Raw genomic sequence first — 5727 nt, 5'->3', positions numbered from 1 at the left:
GGGCCCGCGTCCCGTCGCGGGTCAGGCTTGGGCGCCGGGGCGGCGCATCGGCCGCAGGGCCGGGCGGGCCTTCTTCGGGGCGGGCGCCTCTTCGCCCCCGGGCAGGACGGCGGCGAGGGCGGCGACCGTGGGTGCGTCGAACAGCGCGCGGATCGGCAGCTCCACGCCGAGGGTGGCGCGGATGCGGCTGACCAGCCGGGTGGCGAGCAGGGAGTGGCCGCCGAGGTCGAAGAACCGGTCGTCGATGCTGACCACCGGCACGCCCAGCACCTCGGCGAACAGGGCGCAGAGTTCCCGCTCGCGCTCGGTGCGCGGGGCGCGGCCCTCGGCCGCCCCGGCGTACTCGGGCGCGGGCAGGGCCCGGCGGTCGACCTTGCCGTTGGCCGTGACCGGCAGGCTGTCCAGGACGACCACGGCGGCCGGGAGCATGTAGCCGGCGAGGCGGTCCGCGACGAAGGCGCGCAGTTCGCCGTCGGTGGCCTTGCCGGTGGCGTACACCACCAGGCGCTTGTCGCCCGGCTGGTCCTCGCGGACCACCGCGAGCGCCTGGCCGACGCTCTCGTGGGCGGTGAACGCGGCCTCCACCTCGCCGAGTTCGATCCGGAAGCCGCGGATCTTCACCTGGTCGTCGGCCCGGCCGAGGAACTCCAGGACGCCGTCCGCCGTCCAGCGGGCGAGGTCGCCGGTGCGGTACATCCGGTTGCCCCGTCCGTCGAAGGGACAGGCGACGAAGCGCTCGGCGCTGAGTGCCGGGCGGCCGACGTAGCCGCGGGCCAGGCCGGCCCCGGCGATGTACAGTTCGCCCGCCACTCCGGCCGGCACCGGCTGCAGTCCGGCGTCCAGCACGTACAGCCGGGTGTTGGCCAGCGGGCGCCCGATCGGCACCGTGCTCGGCACCGCCGTGGCGTCGGGCATCGGATACTGGGTGGCGCACAGGGTGGTCTCGGTCGGCCCGTACAGGGCCCGCACCGCAATGCCCGGGACGGCCTCCAGCACCCGGCGCACGGCCGGGGCGGAGACCACGTCACCGCCGGTCAGCACCTCGCGCACGCCGGCGAAGATGCCCGGGTCCTCCTCCGCGATGACCCGGAACAGGCCGGCGGTGACGTGCACGTGGGTGAGCGCGTGGACCCGGACCAGCTCGCGGATGGCGGCCGCGTCCAGGTCGCCCTGGGGCGCGACGACCACCTGGCCGCCGGAGAGCAGCGGTACCCAGATCTCGTAGGTCGAGGCGTCGAAGGCGTGCGGTGCGTGGAACAGCACCCGCAGGCCCTCGTCGTGCCGCCAGCACGGGTCGGTGGCGAGCTGCACCACGTCCCGGTGGCTGATCGCGATGCCCTTGGGCTCCCCGGTGGAGCCGGAGGTGAACATCACGTACGCGAGCTGTTCCGGGTGGGGCGCGGTCCGGTGGGCGCGCCGCTCGCGCGGCCCGTCGAACCAGCCCTCGGTGAGCGGCAGGACGGGGCAGGGGGCGTCGGTGGCCAGCGGGTGGTCGCGGTGCGCCGGGTCGACCAGGACGAGCGCCGCGGCCGTCTCCGCGGTGATCCGGCGCAGCCGCTCGGCCGGGTGCCGGTCGTCCAGCGGGACGTAGCTGCCGCCCGCCTTGGCGACCGCGAGGATCGCCACCAGCAGGTCGGCGCAGCGGTCCATCAGCAGGACCACCGGCGTCTCGGGGCCGACCCCGGCGCCGGCCAGGTGGGCCGCCAGGTGCTCGGCCCGGGAGTCCAGTTCGGCGTAGCTGAGGGTGCCGTCCTCGGAGACCACGGCCGGCGCGTCGGGGGTGGCGGCGGCCTGCGCCTCGAACAGCTCCGGCAGGGTCGCGTCCGGGACGGGCGCGGCGGTGTCGTTCCAGCCGGTGAGCAGCTGCTCGCGCTCGGCCGGGTCGAGGATCTCGATGCCGCCGATCGGCGCGTCCGGGGCGGCCACGGCGGCGCGCAGCACCCGCAGCAGGCGCTCGCCGAGGGCGGCCACGGTGGCGTGGTCGAAGAGGTCGGCCGCGTACTCGACCGCCACCGTCAGGCCCGCCTGCGGGCCCTGCTCGGTGAAGCGGAAGGACAGGTCGAACTTGGCCACGTCCAGCTCGAAGGGGTGCTCCGCGCAGCCCAGGTCGCCGAAAGCGGCCGGCACCGTGACCCGGCTCTCCAGCGCCACCAGGGTCTGGAAGAGCGGGTGGCGGGCGGGGGTGCGGGTCGGGTTGAGGTGTTCGACCAGGCGCTCGAAGGGGATGTCCTGGTGGTCGTAGGCGTCCAGGTCGGTGCGCCGGACCCGGTCGAGCAGCTCCCGGAAGGTGGGGTCGCCGGAGGTGTCGGTGCGCAGCAGCAGGGTGTTGACGAAGAAGCCGACCAGGTCGTCGAGGGCCTCGTCGGTGCGGCCGGCGACGGGGGTGCCGAGCGGCAGGTCGGTGCCGGCGCCGAGGCGGGTGTAGAGGGTGGCGACCGCGGCCTGCAGCGCCATGAACAGGCTGGCGTTCTGCGCTGCCGCCAACTCGCCGAGCCTGCCGTGCAGTTCGGCGCCGACGGCGACCTCCACCAGGCCGCCCCGGTGCCCCGGTACGGCCGGGCGCGGACGGTCGTAGGGCAGCGCCAGCTCCTCCGGGGCGTCGGCCAGGGTGCGCTGCCAGTAGGCGAGTTGGTCGGTCAGCAGGGCGCTGGGCCGCTCGTCGGTGCCGAGCAGTTCGCGCTGCCAGAGGGTGTAGTCGGCGTACTGCACCGGCAGCGGTGCCCGGGTGGGCGTGGTGCCGGTGCGGCGGGCCTCGTACGCCTCGGCGAGGTCGCGGAAGAGCGGGGCGACCGACCAGCCGTCGCTGGCGATGTGGTGCATCAGGACCAGCAGGACGTGCTCGTCGTGCGGCAGCGACAGCAGGGTGGCGCGCACCGGCAGGTCGTGGGCGAGGTCGAAGACCTCCTCGCCGGCCGCGACCAGCGCGGTCCGCAGCTGCGCCTCGTCGGCCACCCGCACCTGGCGCAGGGACGACTCCTCGGCCTCGGTGACCACCTGGTGCGGCTGTCCGTCGGTGGTCGGGAAGACGGTGCGCAGCACCTCGTGCCGCCGCACCACGTCCCGGACCGCCTGCTCCAGGGCGGGGACGTCGACGGCGCCGGTGAGCCGGACCGCGACGGGGGTGTTGTAGAGCGCGCTCGGCCCCTCGAACTGCTCGATGAACCACAGGCGCTGCTGGGCGGAGGAGAGCGGCACGCGCTCCGGCCGCTCGGCCGGGCGCAGGGCCGGTCGGGCCGCCGTGGAGTCGGGCAGTGCGGCGGCGAGCAGGGCCACCGTCGGGTTGTCGAAGAGCGTGCGGATCGGCAGCTCGGCGCCGAGGCCGGCGCGGATGCGGCTGACCAGCCTGGTGGCGAGCAGCGAGTGCCCGCCGCGGTCGAAGAAGTTGTCGTCGATGCTGATCCGGGTGAGCCCGAGGACCTCGGCGAACAGCTCGCACAGGGCCTGCTCGGTGGCGTTGCGCGGCTCGCGCCCGCCGTCGGCGCCGTTGTAGTCGGGCGCGGGCAGGGCCTTGCGGTCCACCTTGCCGTTGGGGTTCACCGGCAGCTCGTCGAGGACGACGATGGCGGCCGGCAGCATGTAGCCGGGCAGCCGGTCGGTGACGAAGCCGCGCAGCTCGTCGGCCCGTACCTCGCCGGTGACGTACGCGACCAGGCGCTTGTCGCCCGGCTGGTCCTGGCGGACCGCCACGCAGACCTGGCCGACCGCCGGGTGGGCGGTGAACGCCGCCTCCACCTCGCCGAGTTCGATCCGGAAGCCGCGCAGCTTGACCTGGTCGTCCGCTCGGCCGACGAACTCCAGTTCGCCGGTGGGGGTCCAGCGCACCACGTCGCCGGTGCGGTACATCCGGCCGCCGGGCTCGCCGAACGGGCAGGCCACGAAGCGCTCGGAGGTCAGGCCGGGACGGCGGACGTAGCCGCGGGCCAGGCCGGAGCCGCCGATGTACAGCTCGCCGGGCACACCGACCGGCACCGGGCGCAGCCCGGAGTCCAGCACGTACAGCCGGTTGTTGGGCAGCGGGCGGCCGATCGGCACGATGTTCGGCACCTCGGCGGCCGAGGTCATCGGGAAGTGCGTCGCGAAGGTGGTCGTCTCGGTCGGCCCGTAGACGTTGATCAGCCGCAGCCCGGGGCAGCTGTCCAGCACCCGCCGCATGGCGACCGGCGAGGCGATGTCCCCGCCCGTCCACACCTCGTGCAGCCCGGTGAACGTCTCCGGGGCCTCGGCGGCCAGCACGTTGAAGAGGCCGACGCTGATCCAGGCGGAGGTGGTCCGCTCGTGGCCGATCACCGCCGCCAGCTCCGCGATGCCGAGCCGGCCGGCCGGGGCGATCACCAGCTGGCCGCCGGAGAGCAGCGGGGTCCAGATCTCGTAGGTGGAGGCGTCGAAGGCGGAGGGCGCGTGCACGGGCAGCCGCTCGTGGCCGCCGCCGGTGAACTGGCCACCGAGCGCGAGGTCCACCACCCCGCGGTGGGTGATGGCGATGCCCTTGGGCGCGCCGGTCGAGCCGGAGGTGTGCATCACGTACACCAACTGGTCGGCGTGCTGCGGCAGTCCGAGGTTCTCGGGGTGCTCCTCGGCCTGCGGGGCGAGCACCGTCAGCCCGTCCAGCGCGGGGTGCTCGCGGTGCGCGGCGTCGGCCAGCACCAGCTCGGCTCCGGCGTCCGCGAGGACGGTCCGCAGCCGGTCCGCCGGCTGGGCGTCGTCCAGCGGCACGTAGAGGCCGCCGGCCTTGAGCACGGCCAGGATCGCCACCACCTGGGCGGCCGATCGGTCGATCATCAGCGCGACCGGCGTCTCCCGGACGACCCCGGCCTCGACCAGCCGCAGCGCCAGGCCGTTGGCCCGGGCGTTGAGCTGGGCGTAGGTCAGCTCGGCGTCGTCGGCGGTGAGCGCGACCGCGTCCGGGGTCGCGGCGGCCCGCGCCTCGAACAGCTCGGGCAGTGAGCCCTCCGGCAGCGGGGTGCTGGTGCCGCTCCACTCGGTGGTCAGCTCGGCGCGCTCGGCCGCGGTCAACACCTCGACGGTGCCGATGAGTTCGGCCGGGTCGGCGACGATCCGGTCGAGCAGGGCCAGGAAGCGGTCCAACAGGGCGCGGGCCTCGTCGGCGGTGAAGGCGTCCGGCTGGTGGTCCAGCCGCAGCTGGAGGCCGTCGCCGGGGGTGAGGGCCAGCACCAGCGGGTAGTGGGCGCTGTCGACGTCCTCGACCAGGGTGACGTGGGTGGCGCCGCTCGGGTCGGCGTCGTCCAGGGCGGACGGGTCCGGGTAGTTGCCGTACACCGTGACGGTGTCGAACAGGCTGCCCATTCCGGCGAGTTGCTGGATCTCGGTGAGGCTGAGGTGCTGGTGGTCCAGCAGCGCGGACTGCTCGTGCTGCAGGCGCAGCAGCAGCCGGCCCCAGCTCTCCGCCTGGTCCAGGCGCACCCGTACCGGCACGGTGTTGATGAGCAGGCCCATCATCCGCTCCACGCCCGGCAGGTCGTGCGGCCGGCCGGAGACGGTGGTGCCGAACAGCACGTCCTCGCGTCCGGTGAGCCGGGCCAGCAGCACGCCCCAGGCCGCCTGGACCAGGGTGTTGAGGGTGACGCCGTAGCGGCGGGCGGTGCGGGACAGCGCCTCGGTGGTCTCCGGGGTGAGCCCGGTGTGCAGGCGCAGCGGCAGCTGCGGGGTGGCGGCGGAGCGGCCGGGGGCGAGCAGGGTGGGCTCGTCGGCGCCGGCCAGCGCCTGGGC

At 75.0% G+C, this 5727-nt stretch carries 1 protein-coding gene; it reads right to left on the bottom strand.

Going from position 1 to position 5727, the window contains the following annotated elements; genetic code table 11:
- Positions 1–21: 21 nt before the first annotated feature.
- The coding region (locus KS423_RS36805) for a non-ribosomal peptide synthetase (RefSeq protein ID WP_224284094.1) at positions 22–5727 on the bottom strand (5706 nt) is incomplete at its 5' end.

The sequence above is a fragment of the Streptomyces sp. LS1784 genome (assembly GCF_020103755.1).
GTDB lineage: Bacteria > Actinomycetota > Actinomycetes > Streptomycetales > Streptomycetaceae > Kitasatospora.
Note: the sequence above shows the minus strand (reverse complement) of the source record. Positions and strands in the feature narration are given on the sequence as shown.